Genomic DNA, 18,530 nt, shown 5'->3' on the forward strand with positions numbered 1-18,530 from the left:
GAACGGTCCTTCGCAATCCATTCGCAGACGTCCGCTCACGAGGGAAGGGCCGACTTTCAACAGACGACTGTGACCGGCACAACTCGGGTCGTACAGCCCTTGCGCTTGTCGGCAGGACTGCGATCTCGCAGTGAAAAGCGTGCGGGAAGTGTCGGAAAGACTGAAGGGAGGTTGTGCCATGAGCGCGTTTGTAATTTGAACGCGATGCTGTACCCGAGATGGAGGAAGGCCCTCTGATATCGGCTTGCAGGAGCAGATGTCAAACAGCCGTAAGCTGCTTCAGTCGGAAACGCTGCGGTGGTGAACGTTACGGTTAAAAGGCGTGATCAAACACGTCATGTATGGATTAGAGAGACGAACGCAAGTGAACCGCTGACGACGCATCGAAAGAGGTAGATGGCATCAAAACTGGGAGCGCCTCCCACTCCCAGGATCAGCGTGGCGGGAACCTGCTTACTGGCCATGTGGTGTCCGGTGTATAGGCGGCGTGACTCTAATCCGGGCTCGGGTCCGGAACTTGGGAACTCTTCATGTGATGCCAAGGGAAAACCTTATAAGTGGGACCCACGAAGGGGGAAAGTACCGATGCATATGAAGGGGGCGGATCATCCCGTAGTAGTGTTGAAGCTCGCGTAATGCGAGTGGAGCGAAGGGGATGACTCAGCTCAAGGAAGGCTACTGCCAACCGGGAAACTGGGATGAGCAGTTGCTTTCCGCGTCGATTTGCCATCGCGAGGTGGCAAAAGGATGGCTGGGACGAGCCGTGTAAATCGAGAGGTTTACGCACGGTTCTGTGGGCGGCTGGTGGTGAAATTCCACCGGCCGACCCGGCAAACCGCGGGCGGCCCAATGCGGCCGGAACTGTAGCGCTGTGGGAAATGTTCGCGCGGACCGGGGAATGATGGTGAGGTTGGGCGAACCGGGCGGAGCGTACGCTGCCACGTGCGATTTTGTGAGGGCGTGGACCGAGTAGACTAGTTATCAAGTCGCTCGGACCCTACGCTCCATGCAACAGCGAAATCGACGCGCGTCGGAGTCAGGCTCGGGCGCAGCGGACAAAGGAGAGGGTCATGGTCATCGCGAACTGTCAGACCTTTGAGCGGATCTGCGCGACTGCCGGCTCCGACCTCTACCGTGCCCGCCGCTTGACGGATGGGATGCCGGTGCTGTTGAAGCTTCCTGCGGAAAACGCCGACGCAGCCCACTCCGCTCGTTTGAAGCGCGAATACCTGCTGCTGCAATCCCTGAATGTCGCCGGCACTGCCAAACCGCTGGCGCTGATCGATGAGCGCGGCGGCCTGGCGCTGGTCCTGGAGGACTTCGCAGGCGAGTCGCTCGACGTCGTTCTGGATCGTGCGCCGCACATGGACCTCGATGTTTGCCTGCGTATCGCCCGCCATCTTGCCGATACGTTGGCGGGGATCGAAGCCGCCCGGGTCATCCATTGCGATATCCGGCCCGCCAATATTCTGGTCGCGCCAGAAACTGGCGAGGTTCTGCTGGTCGACTTCAGCCTCGCGACGACTCTGGAACACAACACGGCCTCGTCCGAGGACGTTGTGGTATCCGTGGGCGATTGGGCGTATGTGTCCCCCGAGCAAACGGGTCGCATGAATCGTCCGGTGGATCACCGGAGCGATTGCTATTCGATGGGCGTGTTGCTCTTTCGTATGCTGACCGGACAGTTGCCGTTCCACGCGAACGATCCACTGGAATGGGCGCATTGCCATATCGCCCGCCTGCCGCCCGCGCCCCATGAGATCGTGTCGGAGGTGCCGCAACCGGTGTCGGATATCGTGATGAAATTGTTGGCCAAGCTACCGGAAGACCGTTACCAGAGTTGGCACGGGCTACGCGCCGATCTCGATCGGTGTCTCGCGCAACCGCGGGTGTCGGGCCGGATCAAGCCGTTCCCGCTCGGCATGGACGATCTGTCGGAGCGCTTCCAGGTCCCGCACAAACTTTACGGACGCGAAGAGGAAGCGACTTGGCTCCTCGCTGCATTCGAACACATGGCGGCCACCGGCCAGGCGGCTCTGGTGACCGTCTCCGGGTACTCGGGCATCGGCAAGTCGGCGCTGGTCGATGCGTTGCGCCAGCCGATTGTCGCAAAGCATGGCTATTTCATTGCCGGCAAGTTCGATCAGTACCAGCGCGATGTTCCGTATGCCACCATCACGCAAGCGTTTCGCGAACTGGCGCGGCAACTGCTGGCAGAAAGCGAGACGCGCATCGCCGGCTGGCGGCAACAGATTCAGACCGCGGTCGGGGTGAATGGCCAGCTTATTGTCGATGTGCTGCCCCAGGTCGAACTGATCATCGGCCCGCAACAGGTCGCCCCGGCGCTGCCGCCGACCGAGGCGCAAAACCGGTTCCGGATGGTGTTCCGTCAATTCATGACGGCGTTCACGAGCGAGGACCATCCGCTGGTCCTTTTCCTGGACGATTTGCAGTGGATCGATGCCGCCAGCCTGACGCTCATCGAGCACCTGGTCACGCATCCGGACACGCGATATCTGCTGCTGATCGGCGCCTATCGCGATAACGAAGTCAGTGCATCGCATCCGCTCGTGACCACCCTCGAGACGATCCGCCACAGTGGCGCGCCAGTGACGGACCTCAAACTCGCGCCGCTGTCGGTCGTGCATCTGAACCAACTGGTCGCCGACACGCTCCATGCGTCACCCGCCACCTGCGAGCCGCTAACGCGGCTGGTCTGTGAGCGTACCGAGGGCAACCCGTTCTTCTTTATCCAGTTCCTGGATACGCTGCATAAGGAGGGGTTGTTGCGGCATGACACGCAACACCGGGCCTGGCAGTGGGGCCTGGATCAGATCAAGGCGAAGGACTTCGCCGACAACGTCGTCGACCTGATGGTGGACAAGCTGCGTCAACTGCCAGGTCCAGCGCAGAAAGCGCTGCGGTGGGCCGCTTGCCTGGGCAACACCTTCTCGCTGCGCCATCTCGCGCTGGTCAGCGCGCTTCCAGGTGACCAGTCAAAAGCGCCAGCGCGGCAGTGCCTCCGTGACGCTGAGCTCGAGGCCGAGGTGGATCAAGGGCTCGCGGCAGCGGTGCGCGAAAACTTAATCGTGCGCCCCGGCGGCAGCGGCAAGTTCCTGCACGACCGGATCCAGCAGGCCGCTTATTCCCTGATTCCGCAAGCATCCCGTGCCGGCGCTCACCTGTTCATCGGCCGCGCGCTGTGGGCGAACCTGACGGCAGACGAACTCGCCAGGCATGTGTTCGATGTCGCGAACCAGTTCAATCGGGGCGCTGCACTGCTGGATGACCGGGACGAGAGAGCGCAGGTGGCGGCGCTCAACCTGCGTGCCGGGCGCCGGGCCAAGGCATCGGCGGCCTATGCCTCGGCGTGCGTGTACCTGACGGCCGGCATGGAACTGCTCGACGACAGCGACTGGGGCAGCCGGTACGAACTGATGTTCAGCCTGTGGCTCGAGCGCGCGGACTGCGCGTTTCTGACCGGCGACTTCGACCAGGCCGAGCGACTGATCGCGGAGTTATTGCGGCACGGGGCGTCAAAAGTCGACGTGGCGGCCGTCTACCATCTAAAGGTTCTGTTGCATCTTGCGAAGTCGGAAAGCCCGCAGGCCGTCGACAGCGCACTTACCTGTCTGCGCCTGTTCGGCGTCGACCTTGCGGCACACCCGACCTGGGAGCAGGTCCAGGCCGAATACGAAACCTTCTGGCTCAACCTGGGGGGACGCCCGATCGAGGACCTGATCGACCTGCCGCTGATGACCGATCCGGAACTCCAGGCCGCGATGCGTCAACTCTCGATCCTCCTGGAAGCCGCCTACTTTACCGACCCCAATCTGCTTTGCCTGCACCTGTGCCGGATGGTGAACATCAGCCTGAAGCACGGCATGAGCGGCGCGGCGGCGCACGCCTGCACCGGTGTCGGGTTCATCCTCGGCCCGGTGTTTCACCGTTACCGCGACGGTTACCGTTTCGCCAGGCTCGCCTGTGACCTGGTCGAAAAACACGGCTTCCTCGCCGATCAGGCCAAGGTCCATATTGCGATGGGACGAGTTGCGTTCTGGACGCAGCCAATCGCGAGCGCACTCGATTTCCATCGGTCAGCCTTTCGCACCGCAACCGAGACGGGCGATCTTACGACGGCTTGCTACAGCATGTACCAATCTGTTACATGCCTTCTCGAACGAGACGATCCGCTCGACGGGGTGTGGCGCGAGTCGGAGCGGGCCCTGGACTTCCTGCGAAAAGCCCGGTTTCACGACACCGCGGACCTCATCGTGAGTCAGCAACGCTTCATCGCGACGATGCAGGGGCGGACCGCGACCTTCGCCACTTTCAGCGACACGCAGTTCGACGAGGCGGCGTTCGAGGCACAACTGACGGACGACCGGATGAGCTCGTTGGTCTGCGGATACTGGATCATCAAACTGCAGGCGCGGTTCCTGTCGGGCGAGTACGCCGAAGCGCTCGCGGCAGCCAACAGGGCGAAGGCGTTGCTTTTCTCCCTGGTCGGCCTGATTCCCTGGCTCGACTACTTTTATTACGCCGCGCTGACGGTATCCGCGCTCTATGAGAACGCATCCGCCGATGAGCAAGCCGGGTGGCGCGACCTCCTGACAGCGCATCGCGAACAACTGCGCGAGTGGGCCGACAACTATGCTCCGACGTTCGCCCACAAGCACGCCCTGGTGTCGGCCGAGATCGCCCGCATCGAAGGGCGAGACGCCGATGCCTTGCGTCTGTACGAAGAGGCCATTAACGCGGCCAGCGAGCAACGCTTCGTCCAGAACGAAGGCATCGCGCATGAGTTGGCCGCCAGATTTTGTATTCGCCGCGGATTGACGACAGCCGGTCGCGCCCATCTTGGCGAAGCGCGCAACTGCTTTATGCGTTGGGGCGCCGACGGCAAGGTCCGGCAGCTTGACGCGCGCATGCCGCCGCTGCGCGCACCGTTAGCTTTATCGTCGGCCTCACTGTCGGAATCGAGGTCTGCCACAACGCATGGCAACGTCGCGCAACTGGATCTGCTCTCGGTCGCCAAGGCCTCGCAGGCCATCTCGAGCCAGATCGTGCTGGAGGACCTGGTCGACACGTTGATGCACGTTCTGCTCGAAAATGCTGGCGCGCAGACGGGCCAGCTGCTGCTCGCCCGTAACGAGCGCCTGGACCTCGCGGCCGAAGCGAGCGTCGAGCAACAGACGATTCACGTGCGGTCACACGTGAACCAGGGACCCGCATCGGCGCTACCTGAACCGGCGTGGCCGGCATCGATCATCAACTATGTCCGGCGCAGCCATGAACAGGTGCTGCTGGCCGATGCGACGCAATCGAACCCGTTTTCGACAGACGTCTACTTTGCCCGCCGGCAACCGAAATCGGTGTTGTGCCTGCCGATCATGCGGCGCGCCGAGTTGATCGGGTTATTGTACCTGGAGAACAGCCTGGCCACGCATGCGTTCACGCCCGAACGCATGACCGTGCTGGAACTGCTGGCCTCGCAGGCGGCAATCTCGCTGGAGAACGCGCTGCTCTATGCCGATCTGCAGCGGGAGAATAGGGAGCGCAAGCTTGCCGAGGAGGAACTGCGCGAGCGGGAAGCTCGCATCCGGCGACTCGTCGAGTCGAACATCATCGGACTGTTCTTCTGGAACGTGACCGGTATGGCCACTGACGCGAACGACGAGTTTCTTCGGATCGTAGGCTACTCGCGACAAGATCTGCTCTCGGGCCACGTCGGATGGGCCGACATGACGCCACCGGAATATCGCGCCGTCGATGCGCACGCACTTGAAATGCTCCGGCTTGGGGAGACTTGCCAGCCCCGTGAGAAAGAATACATCCGCAAGGACGGCCGGCGCATCCCGGTTCTCGTTAACGCGGCGCTACTGGAAGGCTCGCAGGAAAACGGCGTGGCCTTCGTGCTCGACCTGACCGAACGCAAGAAGGCCGAGGCGGAGCTTGCAACCCGGCGGTTCGAGGCGAAGCGGGCGGAAGAGCAGTTGCTGGCGTTGCAGGCGGAACTCGCTCATGCAACTCGCGTGACAACCCTTGGGGAACTGAGTGCATCCATCGCCCACGAACTAGGGCAGCCGCTCGGTGCGATCGTGACCAGCGGCGAAGCCTGTCTGCGATGGCTCGGCCACAGGACACCGCAGCCGGAGGAGGTGCGGGCCTGCGTGGAGCATATGATCGCCGAAGGCAGGCGTGCGAGCGAAATTGTCCTGCGTGTCCGCTCGCTCATCAAAGGGGATGTCCCGCGGAAGACGCAACTGGAACTCAACGATGTGGTCAATGAAGTTGTGCTCATGGTTCAGCGCGAAGTCTCGAATCATCGGATTTCGTTGCGACTCAAGCTCGCCTCAGAAATGCCTCCCCTGCTCGGCGATCGGGTACAGCTTCAGCAGGTGCTCATCAATCTGGTCGTCAACGGAATCCAGGCGATGGCTGACATCGGCGACGACGCACGTGACCTACTGATCGAGTCCCGTTGGGATAACGACGGGCACGTGGTCGTCGCGGTACAGGACTCTGGCACGGGCATCGATCCAAAAAACGCGAATCGGCTGTTCGAGCCTTTCTTCACGACGAAGTCCAACGGAATGGGCATGGGATTGTCGATCTGCCGCTCGATCATCGAAGCCCACGGAGGGCGGCTGTGGGCGTCCAGCAATGCCGGGCACGGTGCGACTTTCCAGTTTAGTCTGCCTTCGATTGGCGAGACCGCGTCGTGACGGAGAGGCGGTGCCGGTTTTCGCAGAAGGGGTAGTGTGCTGAGAGATGGGCGGAAAAGCTGAGGGCAGGAAGGGGGGCGTGGTGTAAGTTGATGAATGTCCAGTTCGCCAATGTGCCCTCGGGAGGGCTTACGCCAGGGCCACAACCAAGCATAGTACGAACAGGCCGCCAGCGGAAGCGCTGGTGGCCGGCGACCTGGACCAGATGAAGGCCGTGCAGGGGGTGTCCACGCGCAAGGTGAAGGCGATTACGGAAGAGCTATGCGGTCACAGCTTCTCGGCCTCGGCAATTTCGGCGATTAACAAGGGGCTGGACGCGACGCTGGCGAAGTTCGCCCACCGGCCGCTGGAGGAAGCGTATCCGTACCTGATCGTCGACGCGCGCTACGAGAAGGTGCGTGAATCAGGGGTGATCCGCTCCCAGGCGGTACTGATGGCCATCGGCATCAACTGGGAAGGCCACTGCCAGGTGCTCGCCGTGGAACTGGCCAACCGCCAAAGCTAGGCTGGAGCGGTTGCCGGGCGGGACTTACACCCGCAGGAAAGCGCCGCCTTTGCACGGCGCACGCCATCTACGGCCGTTCGCCCGGGCTTTCGCGCGGCCATTTGAACGTCGGCCACACCCAAGGGACTTCGCGCGACACTCCTGTCCGGCGCGTCGTCGGCCTATGAAGCGGTCATCGGTCCATCGACAAGCAGCGGCCGGTATTTGCTTCGTCGCGGCAGCAAGCTCCGCGATTTCAGTGTTCGTTGTCGTTGCCGTGGTTGCGGAATTGTGCATGGACCACCTTTAGACCGAAGTTCCCCCGCTTTCTCGTAGTGATCACGCGGCCGCAAGTTCGCGTGGTTGCTGAACATTGGCGCCTTTCGGGCGCTTTTATTTGCTTCCGCGTGTAGTCACTAAATTTCTTGACATGCTGCGTTTGATTGCCTATGTTTTTCTGCATGGCATCCCGAACCGGAACCGCTCACGTCGTCACCACATCGCGCGCCTACAAGGGCAAGGTGTACTACACGCACCTGCTGCGGCGTAGCTACCGCGAGGATGGCAAGGTCAAGAACGAGACGCTGGGCAACCTGTCTCATCTGCCGGAACCGCTGATCGACATCATTCGGCGCTCGCTGCAAGGCGAGACGTTCGTGCCGCTGGGCCAGGCGTTCGAGGTCACCGGCTCACTCGCTCACGGCCATGTGTACGCCGTTGAGTTGGCGATGCAGCGCTTGGGGCTCGCAGCGCTGCTGGGTAGCACGCCCTCACGTGAGCGTGAACAGGTGCTGGCGATGGTGGCCGCGCGCATCGTGGCGCCGCGCACAAAGCTGGCCACCACGCGCTGGTGGCACACCACCACACTGGCGACAGACTTCGGCGTGGCCGACGCCAACGAGGACGACCGGTACGCGGCGATGGACTGGCTGCTCGCGCGCCAGGACATGATTCAGAAGAAGCTCGCCGCGCGGCATTTGAGCGCCGGCGGCCTGGTGCTGTACGACCTGAGTTCCAGCTACTTCGAGGGGACCACCTGCCCGCTGGCTCGGCTGGGCCACAACCGCGACGGCAAGAAGGGGTTACTGCAAGTCAACTACGGGCTGCTAACCGATGCACGCGGCTGCCCAGTGGCGGTGTCGGTGCATGAGGGCAACGTGGCTGACAGCGCCACCTTCTTGCCCGAGGTGCAGCGCCTGCGTGAGCGCTTCGGCATCGAGCGGCTGGTGATGGTGGGCGACCGCGGCATGATCGGCAACGCCTCGATCGCCCAGCTGCGCGAGATGTCGGGCGTCGATTGGATCACGGCACTGAAGAGCGCTTCGATCCGCACACCGGTTGAGCAGGGCCAACTGCAGCTGGGGCTGTTCGATGAGCGCAACCTGTTGGAGATCGCTTCGCCGCAATATCCGGGCGAGCGGCTGGTGGCTTGCCGCAATCCGCAGCTAGCGGCGCTGCGCGCGCACAAGCGCCAGGAGCTACTCAGCGCCACCGAGCGCAACCTGCAGCAGATCAAGGATCGCGTGGACGCGGGCAGGCTCAAGGGCTCCAATGCGATCGCTCTGCGCGTGGGCAAGGTGATCAACCAGTACAAGGTAGCCAAGCACTTCGAATTGGACATTGACGACGACCGCTTCACGTTCGCGCGCAAGCACGAGGCGATCGCCGCCGAGGCCGCGCTGGACGGCATCTACATCATCCGCACCTCGGTCGATGCCGCGCGCATGGAGGCGGCCGACTGCGTGCGCAACTACAAGGCGCTGGCCAACGTGGAGCGCGCGTTCCGCAGCCTGAAGACGATGGACCTGAAGGTGCGACCGATCCACCACCGCACGGCTGATCGGGTGCGTGCGCACATCCTGCTGTGGATGCTCGCGTACTACGTGGAGTGGCACATGCGCGAAGCCTGGCGTGAACTGATGTTCGCCGACACCGACCAGGCGGCCAAGGCCACGCGCGACCCGGTGGCGCCGGCGCAGCGCTCACAGCAGGCGCAGGAAAAATTGGCCAGCTGCACCGTGAACGATGGCACGCCCGCACACAGCTTCTCTACACTGATGGCTGAGCTGGGTAGCATCGTGCGCAACACCTGCCACACACCCGGAGTCGGCCCTGAGGCGCCGACATTCGACATCGTCACCACGCCCAACGCGACGCAGCGCCATGCACTCGATTTGATCAAGCAGATCCGGCCGTAGACAGAAACCGGAACCCCGAACTCACCCCAACTGCTTGTGGCACAAGGGCAAACTCGCCCCGCCGCTACTGGAACTTCGGTTTAGAGCTGATCGCGCAATTTGAAGCGCTGGATCTTACCGTTTGCCGTCTTGGGCAGATCGTCGATGAACACGATATCGCGCGGATACTTGTGTGGCGCGAGCCGTTCCTTCACAAATGCCTTCAGTTCATCGGCCAGCAGCTCGGACGCGCTGACATGCTGCTTGAGCGCGACATATGCGCGTGTCTTGACCAGGCCATCGTGATCGACCCCGACGACTGCCGCTTCGAGCACTGCGTCATGCTCGGCCAGCACCATTTCGACTTCAACCGGCGAAACATATTGCCCGCTCACCTTCAGCATGTCGTCGCTGCGGCCCGCATAGACGTAGCAGCCGTTTGGCAACCGGCAATACTTGTCGCCGCTGCGAAGCCATTCGCCGAGGAACGTTGCGCGCGACTTCTCGCGATTGCACCAGTACATCAGCGCCGCGCTCGGCCCTTTGACGTAGAGATCACCGATCTCACCGTCGGGCACCGGCTGGCCGGTTTCGTCGCGCAATTCGACCGCATAACCGGGCACCGGCGTACCGGTAGTGCCGTATTCGACGTGGCCGACACGATTCGATAAAAAGATGTGCAGCATCTCGGTCGACCCGATGCCGTCGAGGATTTCGCACCCGAAATGGGCGGTGAAGCGCTCGCCGATTTGGCGCGGCAGTGCTTCGCCGGCCGATGTGCAGATGCGCAATGCGACGTCGGCACGTGCGGGCAGCCCGGGTGAGGCCATCATGCTGGCGTATAGCGTCGGCACACCGAAGAAAATTGTCGGACGATGGCGCACCAGGCGCGCGTACACGGCGTCGGCGGTGGGGCGCTCCGCCATCAGGACCGCCGTTGCGCCGACCGACAGGGGGAATGTCAGGGCGTTGCCCAGCCCGTAGGCGAAGAAGAACTTGGCCGCGGAGAACACGACATCCTGTACGGTGATCCCGAGGATCGGCTTGGCGTACAGCTCTGCGGTCCAGTATAGATTCGCGTGCGTGTGTACGGTGCCTTTGGGCTTGCCCGTCGAGCCGGATGAGTAGAGCCAGAACGCAATGTCATCGCCACTGCTGGACACCGCGTTCTCGGCGGGCTTCGCGTGCTCGATCAGCTTGGTAAATACGCGCTCGGAGGGCAACTCCGCATCGGCGGGCTGAGATACGATCAGGATGCAGCCGTTGTGCTCGGCGTCGGTGAGGCCCTGGGCGACGGTTGGCAGCACAGCGCCGGACGCTATCACCGCGCGGGCGCGACTGTGCGTCAAGACGTGGGCATAGTCGGATGACGTCAACAGCGTATTGACCACGACCGGCACCACACCCGCATAGAGCGCACCCAGAAATGCAATCGGAAGTTCGACCGTATCCAGCATCGCCAGCAGGAGGCGCTCTTCAGGACGAATGCCGAGCGAATGCAGGGCGCTCGCAAAGCGTCGGGCACGATCTTCAAGCTGACCATAGGTGGTCACGCCGGCGTCGTCGATATAGGCCAGCTTGTCCGCCCGACTCTGATTGATGCGGAACAAGTGTGACGCGAAATTGAATTGCGCAGGCGGTGGTTCGACATTCAATGACGCCTGGTTCGCCAGCGATTCTAGCAGGGCTTCCATGTTTACCTCGAAGGATTGGGGGCGCCCTGGGTTCGATCCGCGTCGAGTTTGTCGCGGGCCGGCTCTAATCGGTCTGTGGCACCCGGTACGCCGCCTCGTGCATGGCTGATCATGATGCAACTACGGAACGCCCTTTGACGATACCAACTAGTAGCTAACGCAAAACGGACGAGCCCATTACAAGTTTGCAATGAAGTCCCTTTTCTTACTTTGGCGCCTTGCCGCCGAGTGCGCATGCGTGGCCGGCTAGTCGGCGTGCACGCACGTTGGCAGCACGCCAAAGCCGACTAACGCATGTCACGCTCAATCACGATCACGTCACCGGTAGGAAAATCTCCGTGCGGTCCAGATCATCGACGTGCGTGAGCCTGACGAGTTCGAGGGACCGCTGGGGCGTATTCCCGAAGCCATGCGCATTTCACTCGGTGAGCCGGCGGGGCGGCCCGCTGAACTCACGAAGGAACGCCCGATCGTGACGGTCTGCCGAGCCCGCGGGCGGTCGGCACAAGCGACGGTTACGCTACGGCAGTCCGGACTCGAGGGCGTCGCTAACCTCGCCGGCGGCATGCTCCGCTGGCGTTCAGAAGGCCGCGTCGAAAACGCTGGCATGTGGCCGCCTCATCGACGATGGCGAACTTCCAGCCAACCAGCCTACGTTTTGGCCGATTAGCCTGCCGATCAAAGACGCGGACCAAAGGCTCATATCGGCCGATGACCTGCCGACCGACTCGAACGGATGAATGACCGCTGCGCCCGCGGATTCAACCGGTCGATCTGCGTCGGCCATCATCCGACTGCGTGCGGCCACTTGCGGTCGTTCGAACTGGGCCCCCAGTTAAACCGTTTCGGCGGCCAGCAAACGGTGAACGAGGATGGCATGCCGATGAATTTTCCTCCGCCATGGCGAGCAACGGAAGGTTGTAGGTCTGTACTCGCCCCCGGATTTTTCGCGTTCTCGCGTGCGCGCTAATGGCCGCAGGCCACACGAAGTAGCGCCTCGACTTTCGCCAGGAAGCCCTTCATCGGAGTGTAGCTCGTATAAAGCATGTTCAAGTGGCCGTTGAGTGTCCCGATGCCGATGATCTGCTCGTCCACGACGCCCGTCAAGAAAGCGGACCCCCAGATCGATCTCAATGTGAGGTCTTTTGTTCCTCCGTCGAAGCCGATCCTTCCAATGTTCGAGATAATGGCTTCGAAGGAAAGCCCATTTGCGAGAAAGTCAAGAGTGGCCTGCACATCCATTCCCCTCACTACGGCATCGGTCATGGCCATAGCCGCACCCTGCAAGGCTTCGCGTGACTTCTGGCTGGCGAGAGCAGTTGTGAAGCGGCGCGCTGTGACCCAAAAATCGTGTAAGGCAGCCGCCTCAACGGAAAGGATCCCCGCGCCGAAATACATGGCTGAGGCCCTGCCGACTCCGGCTTCTTTTCGGCAGTCGATGTTGGAGAAGATGCGCACAGGTTTTTCCTGCCATTCAGCCGAAAGCGAGCGACCGGCGTGAAGGACCGCTGAACAGAGAGCGCCATGCACAGTTGTTCGCTCAATCCGGGCGCGCTCGGCGAGCGTGCACGTAAGATCCGCACTGAGCGCCAGGTTGCTAATTTCTGGAGGCGCCGGATCCGGTCCGCGGAAGGCTACGGGAGGACCTGCCGGCAACGTCTCCGGCAGCGGCGTGCGCAGCGGCGCGCGGGCTATTCCAAGCTGCTCCTCGAGTGCCGGAAGAAGCGGATGCCGGTCGAGCGCATCTCCCGTTAGCGCTCTGAACAAGTCGCACATGGCAGCGGACATGGACATGCCATCGGAGATAGAGTGATGCGCGCAAATTATGAAGACCGAACGGTCCGGCCGGCGAACGAGGACGCCACGCAGAAGCGGCGTCTCGTTGCCCGAGAAAGGAGTGTAGAGTTCCCGGGCCATCTCCGCCTGCCAGCTCCCGCCGGCATGCTCTTCCACGACGCGCAGTGGAATGGGCGCGTTGTCCACGCGCCGGAAGAACGGGATCCCACCCGCAATGGTGTCAATGGAGACAGAAAAAAGTGGCTGGCTTTGTTGGAGTGCGTCGAGTGCGTCTCTCCACGAGTTGATTGACGTACGCCCATCGACCTCCATCGCGTAAGCGAATCCGCGGGGACCGGATTGGCTGAAGCGCCAGTAGATTTCCTCAAAAGCACCGAGCGACCGAACGAACTCCTGTTCTCGGCCAGCTGTGTTGATCATCGCCATATCTAATCGTCGCTCTATGAAATGACTCGAAGCACTTTTGTCCTATTGGGGCATTTCTAGTTCAACTTTCCGGTCGGTTACAACCTTGACAAACTATTGCGAAACACTATGGTGACCGGGGCTTTCACTGGGTGAAGGCGCTGTCCGTGAACGTCCGCTGTCCGGAAAGCTGGGCTGTCCGTTGTGGGTCGTTGTGCCATGAACGCGTTTGTAATTTGAACGCGATGCTGTACCCGAGATGGAGGAAGGCCCTCTGATATCGGCTTGCAGGAGCAGATGTCAAACAGCCGTAAGCTGCTTCAGTCGGAAACGCTGCGGTGGTGAACGTTACGGTTAAAAGGCGTGATCAAACACGTCATGTATGGATTAGAGAGACGAACGCAAGTGAACCGCTGACGACGCATCGAAAGAGGTAGATGGCATCAAAACTGGGAGCGCCTCCCACTCCCAGGATCAGCGTGGCGGGAACCTGCTTATTGGCCATGTGGTGTCCGGTGTATAGGCGGCGTGACTCTAATCCGGGCTCGGGTCCGGAACTTGGGAACTCTTCATGTGATGCCAAGGGAAAACCTTATAAGTGGGACCCACGAAGGGGGAAAGTACCGATGCATATGAAGGGGGCGGATCATCCCGTAGTAGTGTTGAAGCTCGCGTAATGCGAGTGGAGCGAAGGGGATGACTCAGCTCAAGGAAGGCTACTGCCAACCGGGAAACTGGGATGAGCAGTTGCTTTCCGCGTCGATTTGCCATCGCGAGGTGGCAAAAGGATGGCTGGGACGAGCCGTGTAAATCGAGAGGTTTACGCACGGTTCTGTGGGCGGCTGGTGGTGAAATTCCACCGGCCGACCCGGCAGATGGCGTGAAAACACGCTGATCACCTGAACTGGATTAACTCATTCAGCGTGGGTGACCGGATGAGGGGCGATTCATAAAAGGGGAAGATCGCAAGCAGGTGACGCTGCTTCCAGAATGCCTCGATGACTTCGTTGCTGAGGACAATCCAGTCAGGATCATCGAGGTGTTCGTTGAAGAGCTTGACCTTCATCACTGGGCTTCGATGGAGCAATGCCGTCAAGTACAGGTTGCCCGTCCCATCATCCAGCAGCGCTACAGAAGATCTATATCTATGGCTATCTGAACCGGGTTCAGTCGAGCAGCCGCCGGGAACGTGAATGCCAACGCAATGTTGAATTGATGTGGCTCACCGGCCGTTTGGCGACGGAGCTTCAGTTCACGGCACAGCATCACGAGGCGGCAGCACACGTTGCGGATGCCCGGTGCCGTGTCCCGTGCCAGCGCGGTCGAGCGGATGCGCCGGGCGAAACCCGCAATTGTCGCTGCATTTCCGGCAACATCCCGGGAACGTGACAGTACCAAGCCGTTTCTCGGACGCACCCTGATTGTCGACTCGCAAGGTTGGCCGGCGGCTGGTCCTGCCAGTCCAACGGGCGAAGAGATTCTGGTGGCGTCGGTGAATCTGGCCGATGCGCGCCGGCCACCGGCAATTGAAGGCGTTCAATCACGTATTGCGGGACCGCCGTCCTGATATCTACTGAGGACGGGCGGTCAATCGTAAGCGTTCACCCCGCGCTGCGCTTATACGCCCGTATAAGCGGGGCACGCTAACGCGGCATTGGCATATCCAACCGTAGAGTAGATTCGCCCTCCGATTCGACCTAATCTTCTCTCATCGTTACACGTTCGCTGTACACCAGCCGAAAGCTCGCGGTTCGGCCCCACGACGACACCACGCTTGCGGATGCCCGCCCGGCCGATTTCCTCTTTAGCGTCTCCAAGGAATCGTCGTGTCACATGTTCTTCGTCACTGGATTCATATCGGAAGCAACTCATATGGCGAGTACACGTTCGTGCCGTGGCTTGGCAGGACCGTTTATCGCCGTACGGTCGACTTCTCCTCGGTATGTATGCAATAGTCGCAAAGTCAGAACCTGTTTGACCGCTACCGTTGTTCGACTATTGTTTCACTCTTTCCCGAAGAGGGGCACGTTCTGGAACGCTGAACACAATGCGACTTCGGACATGCTTCCTCCGGGCCTCGACGATGTATTCGACCCAGGCGAGGTCGAGCCCGCAAACGACGCTGCGAGTCTCGCTTCTCTGGCCCTGCGGCGCTCACAGCTGAATGCCGATCCCGGCGTCATATCGCGCAACACGCCGGAACGGACCGCAGATTCAAGTCGTGAGTGCTTACATGCGAGGGCGGAACGATGAAGTGGACCGCGGATACCATTGCGATCCTGCGCGATTTGCGCTCGCTGAAAGTCGTTGTAATTCATCCGCAGGATCAGGATGGCGACGAGCTTCTCGCGCAACTCCACCGCATTGGGTGCGACGTGGAGGTATGCTGGCCAACACTCGACTGCTTGCCCTTCGGAACCGGGCTCGTGCTGATGGCGATGCGCCCCGAGACCCTCTCGAACAATTTTCCGTGGCTCGGAACCGGCAAGTCGCCGCCCGTGATTCCAGTGGTGACCCACGAAAACCCGATCACCATCGACGCGGTGCTGCGCCTGAATGCGCCGGCGATGATACTGTCACCGGTCCGCTCATTCGGTTTGCTGACCGCGATTGCGGTGGCGCTGACGCAATATCAGGCATTGCGGATGCGCGATCGATACATTGAGCGGCTCGAGAAGAAGCAAGCGAAGGTTCGAGTGATCCAGAAGGCCACGCAGCTTGTAATGGAAAGGCGCGGCGTGTCGGAAGAACACGCGTATCAGTTGCTACGCTCAAAGGCGATGCTCAAGCGTGAGCAGATCGAGGTGGTGGCAAGCGAGATTGTCAAGGCACACGAAACGCTGACTCTTTAGCCCACAGGAATACTCGCGTTCATTTTGCGCATGAACGAAGCGCGCAGGCCGGCTAACGTGGCGCGTCCGGATCGATGCCAAGCTCTAAAGCCGCTTATACAAATTCCGTTCGCCCGGTCAACGGCGCGGTAGAGATAGGCCCATTTGCCGCGAATCTTCACGTAGGTCTCGTCGACCCGCCACGACTGACCGGCTGTCGTAGCCAACCGATTCCAGCGTTTGACGAACTCCGGCGTGTGGCGCTTCACCCAACGCAGGATCGTAGTGTCCCACAGGGACTTCCTTCGGGGCGTGGGCGAGGGACAGGCCGCGCTCAGCCATCATCTCGACAAAATCACGCAGACTGAGCTTTTAGCGCAGATACCAACGCCCGCAGAGGACGATGACATCGCGGTCGAAATGACGCCCGTTGAACAACCATTCGAGGCCTTTCAGCTTGCTCATTGGCTCGTGGTCGCCGAAAGCTCAAGGGTAACAGACCGACGCGCCGAAATTGCACCACAACCGTGCCGGCTTGGTGCAGATGGCCGCGGTGCATCCGCTTCGTGATAACGAAGCCGTCAATGTCGTGCACCGCGGGCAGGCGAGTGTGCACCGCGCTCGTGCGGGCGATATGAAAATGCATTGTGAGTGCTGCTAACGCCTAATGAGCCGAGCCTCGGACTCCACAAAATAGCACCTCGAATCTGCGTCCAATAGGCTAACTACACGAGTTTATTGGCTGGCGCGATCGGGTGTTGTCAACTTGCCGAGCGTGAGACGAAAAGCCGGCAGGCGTGGTGATCGCTTAGAAACCGGTCGACGGATTTTGGGCGAGTTGGTTGAATTCGCGCCAGCCAACGAACCTTGCCGCCAGCTGTTTGCGATACGGTGAAGCGCGCAGCAGATGCCACTTGAGCGTGAAATGTTGCCGGATCGGCCGTTTTGGGTCTCGAAAACCACGCATGCGACGCTCACGTTCACGCGTTGATTGGTTGGTGGCTATTCTCAGCCCGGTTGTTCAGCCGGACTGCCGTCCTTGACGAACACATGCTTCACGCTCGCAAGTTCCGGAATTTCCGCCTTTGCCGCCCGATAGCTGCGCAGCTGATCGGTGACGATTTCGCGAGGCGTCGGGCATGAACGGATCGCACACCTGAAGAAGCATTTGGTTGCGGCTTTGTCGCGCCGCATTTGTTGCAGGATGTCGAGTCCGGCGCCATGCTCGTCGACCACACGCCACAGCAGGCACGGTTCGCCACGCAGCGTGACGAACATCCCGTCGAGGTCCCACGTACTACCTGGCTTGCGTCGCGCCGCTTTTACCCGGTGAGCAAAGCCTTCACCAAACTTGTCGCATCAGCATCGGATCGTCTGGTACGTCATAGTCACACCGCGCTCGAAGAGGACCGCCGCCGGGAACCGATGACCGTGGTAAAGCGATTTTGCTTTCTTCGTCACGCCCTCTTACGTGACCGGCCGAACAACCTGACAAGCGCCGCCATGTACAGCCTCCGCTCACCTGTGAAACGCGGCTGAACCTCGCCCGGGTCGAACGGAATAAGCGCTTCGACAAACGCATCCAGGTCGCCGACTCCAGCCGCGACGGCTTGTAGTGACAGACCAGAGGACTGATAGTGCGGCTTGCTTTATCTGTAAATGCCTCTATTTTTAATAGACCATCTGCCGGACGGGGCGATGGCTCTGAGTAACCCCAGTTGATTGAGGAACGCCCATGCGTCTTCTCGGCAACTGCGCTCTTTTCTACTCCTGAGTAACGTGATGCGACTCCGACAGGAGATCATCAAATGGAAGTCAAGTCGATCGTCGCGTATCAAGGCCCCAACATTCACGCCCATTTCCCGGTCATCCGATATACCGTCGATCTGGGCGTGCTGGAGGAATGGCCGACCGGGCGGCTAGGCCAGCGATTCATAGACAGTTTGCTCGGCTGTCTGCCGGGCCTCGCACAGCATGGCTGCTCGTATCAGTCCCCAGGCGGACTCGTGCGGCGCATGACCGAAGGCGATGGCACGTGGCTTGGCCATGTCATGGAGCATGCAGCCATTGAACTGCAGAAGATGGCGGGTTCGGATGTCAGCTTCGGCAAGACGCGAGCTGCGGGCCCGCATGGCCACTACGATGTCATCTACGAATACCATGATGAAGCCGTCGGCCGGCGGGCCGGGGATCTGGCATTGGCGCTGATCGGGCAGCTCTTGCCTGCCGAGTTGAAACCGCAGACGGATGCCGAGACGCAGTTCGACTTCGAACAGAAGCGCGACGATTTTCTCCGTGATGCGCGCAGTCGCGAGGTGGGGCCGAGCACGGCGGCATTGATGAAAGCCGCGGCGGACAGGGCGATTCCATGTACGCGGATGAACGCGGACAGCCTGATACGACTTGGCTATGGG

At 61.0% G+C, this 18,530-nt stretch carries 6 protein-coding genes and 5 pseudogenes; 7 read left to right on the forward strand and 4 right to left on the reverse strand.

Going from position 1 to position 18,530, the window contains the following annotated elements; all coding sequences use genetic code 11:
- Positions 1 to 1,070: 1,070 nt before the first annotated feature.
- The 3 genes and pseudogenes from P0D89_RS44265 to P0D89_RS44275 all read left to right on the forward strand — a co-directional run bounded on the left by P0D89_RS44265 (position 1,071) and on the right by P0D89_RS44275 (position 9,410).
- A complete protein-coding gene (locus tag P0D89_RS44265) occupies positions 1,071 to 6,728 on the forward strand; it encodes a trifunctional serine/threonine-protein kinase/ATP-binding protein/sensor histidine kinase (RefSeq protein WP_408378598.1) in 5,658 nt (1,885 codons plus the stop codon).
- Between the two features lie 214 nt (positions 6,729 to 6,942).
- Positions 6,943 to 7,230 (forward strand): annotated as a pseudogene (locus P0D89_RS44270) (transposase); the annotation flags it as partial.
- Between the two features lie 443 nt (positions 7,231 to 7,673).
- Positions 7,674 to 9,410: an IS1634 family transposase gene (locus tag P0D89_RS44275; RefSeq protein ID WP_408367978.1), complete on the forward strand. Its 1,737-nt coding sequence runs from the start codon at positions 7,674 to 7,676 to the stop codon at positions 9,408 to 9,410.
- Between the two features lie 80 nt (positions 9,411 to 9,490).
- Here P0D89_RS44275 and P0D89_RS44280 read toward each other — a convergent pair whose 3' ends face one another.
- Positions 9,491 to 11,083, reverse strand: a complete 1,593-nt coding sequence (locus P0D89_RS44280; RefSeq protein WP_408367980.1) for a benzoate-CoA ligase family protein — start codon at positions 11,081 to 11,083, stop codon at positions 9,491 to 9,493.
- A gap of 328 nt (positions 11,084 to 11,411) precedes the next feature.
- Here P0D89_RS44280 and P0D89_RS44285 point away from each other — a divergent pair.
- Positions 11,412 to 11,753: pseudogene (locus P0D89_RS44285) on the forward strand (rhodanese-like domain-containing protein); the annotation flags it as partial.
- Positions 11,754 to 12,049: 296 nt separating this feature from the next.
- Here the strand turns inward: P0D89_RS44285 and P0D89_RS44290 are convergent.
- On the reverse strand, positions 12,050 to 13,306 hold the full coding sequence (locus P0D89_RS44290) for a hypothetical protein (RefSeq protein WP_408367982.1): 1,257 nt from the start codon (positions 13,304 to 13,306) through the stop codon (positions 12,050 to 12,052).
- A gap of 928 nt (positions 13,307 to 14,234) precedes the next feature.
- Here P0D89_RS44290 and P0D89_RS44295 point away from each other — a divergent pair.
- Positions 14,235 to 14,525 (forward strand): annotated as a pseudogene (locus P0D89_RS44295) (transposase); the annotation flags it as partial.
- Between the two features lie 1,009 nt (positions 14,526 to 15,534).
- Positions 15,535 to 16,137: an ANTAR domain-containing response regulator gene (locus P0D89_RS44300; protein WP_408367984.1), complete on the forward strand. Its 603-nt coding sequence runs from the start codon at positions 15,535 to 15,537 to the stop codon at positions 16,135 to 16,137.
- Here P0D89_RS44300 and P0D89_RS44305 read toward each other — a convergent pair.
- Both P0D89_RS44305 and P0D89_RS44310 read right to left on the reverse strand, forming a co-directional pair.
- A pseudogene (locus P0D89_RS44305) lies at positions 16,134 to 16,581 on the reverse strand (DDE-type integrase/transposase/recombinase). The gene P0D89_RS44300 and the pseudogene P0D89_RS44305 overlap by 4 nt on opposite strands.
- A gap of 343 nt (positions 16,582 to 16,924) precedes the next feature.
- A pseudogene (locus P0D89_RS44310) lies at positions 16,925 to 17,577 on the reverse strand (IS6 family transposase).
- A gap of 347 nt (positions 17,578 to 17,924) precedes the next feature.
- Between P0D89_RS44310 and P0D89_RS44315 the strand changes: the two are divergent.
- Positions 17,925 to 18,530, forward strand: a 606-nt coding sequence (locus P0D89_RS44315; RefSeq protein WP_408367986.1) for a cyanophycin synthetase family protein, incomplete at its 3' end; no start/stop codon positions are given.

This window comes from Paraburkholderia sp. RL18-085-BIA-A (assembly GCF_046027075.1).
Lineage (GTDB): Bacteria > Pseudomonadota > Gammaproteobacteria > Burkholderiales > Burkholderiaceae > Paraburkholderia.

Bases quoted from the DNA above. Each gene is read 5' to 3' on its own strand.
- P0D89_RS44265 (WP_408378598.1), top strand. From the start codon at position 1,071: ATGGTCATCGCGAACTGTCAGACCTTTGAGCGGATCTGCGCGACTGCC.
- P0D89_RS44275 (WP_408367978.1), top strand. From the start codon at position 7,674: ATGGCATCCCGAACCGGAACCGCTCACGTCGTCACCACATCGCGCGCC.
- P0D89_RS44280 (WP_408367980.1), bottom strand. From the start codon at position 11,083: ATGGAAGCCCTGCTAGAATCGCTGGCGAACCAGGCGTCATTGAATGTC.
- P0D89_RS44290 (WP_408367982.1), bottom strand. From the start codon at position 13,306: ATGGCGATGATCAACACAGCTGGCCGAGAACAGGAGTTCGTTCGGTCG.
- P0D89_RS44300 (WP_408367984.1), top strand. From the start codon at position 15,535: ATGAAGTGGACCGCGGATACCATTGCGATCCTGCGCGATTTGCGCTCG.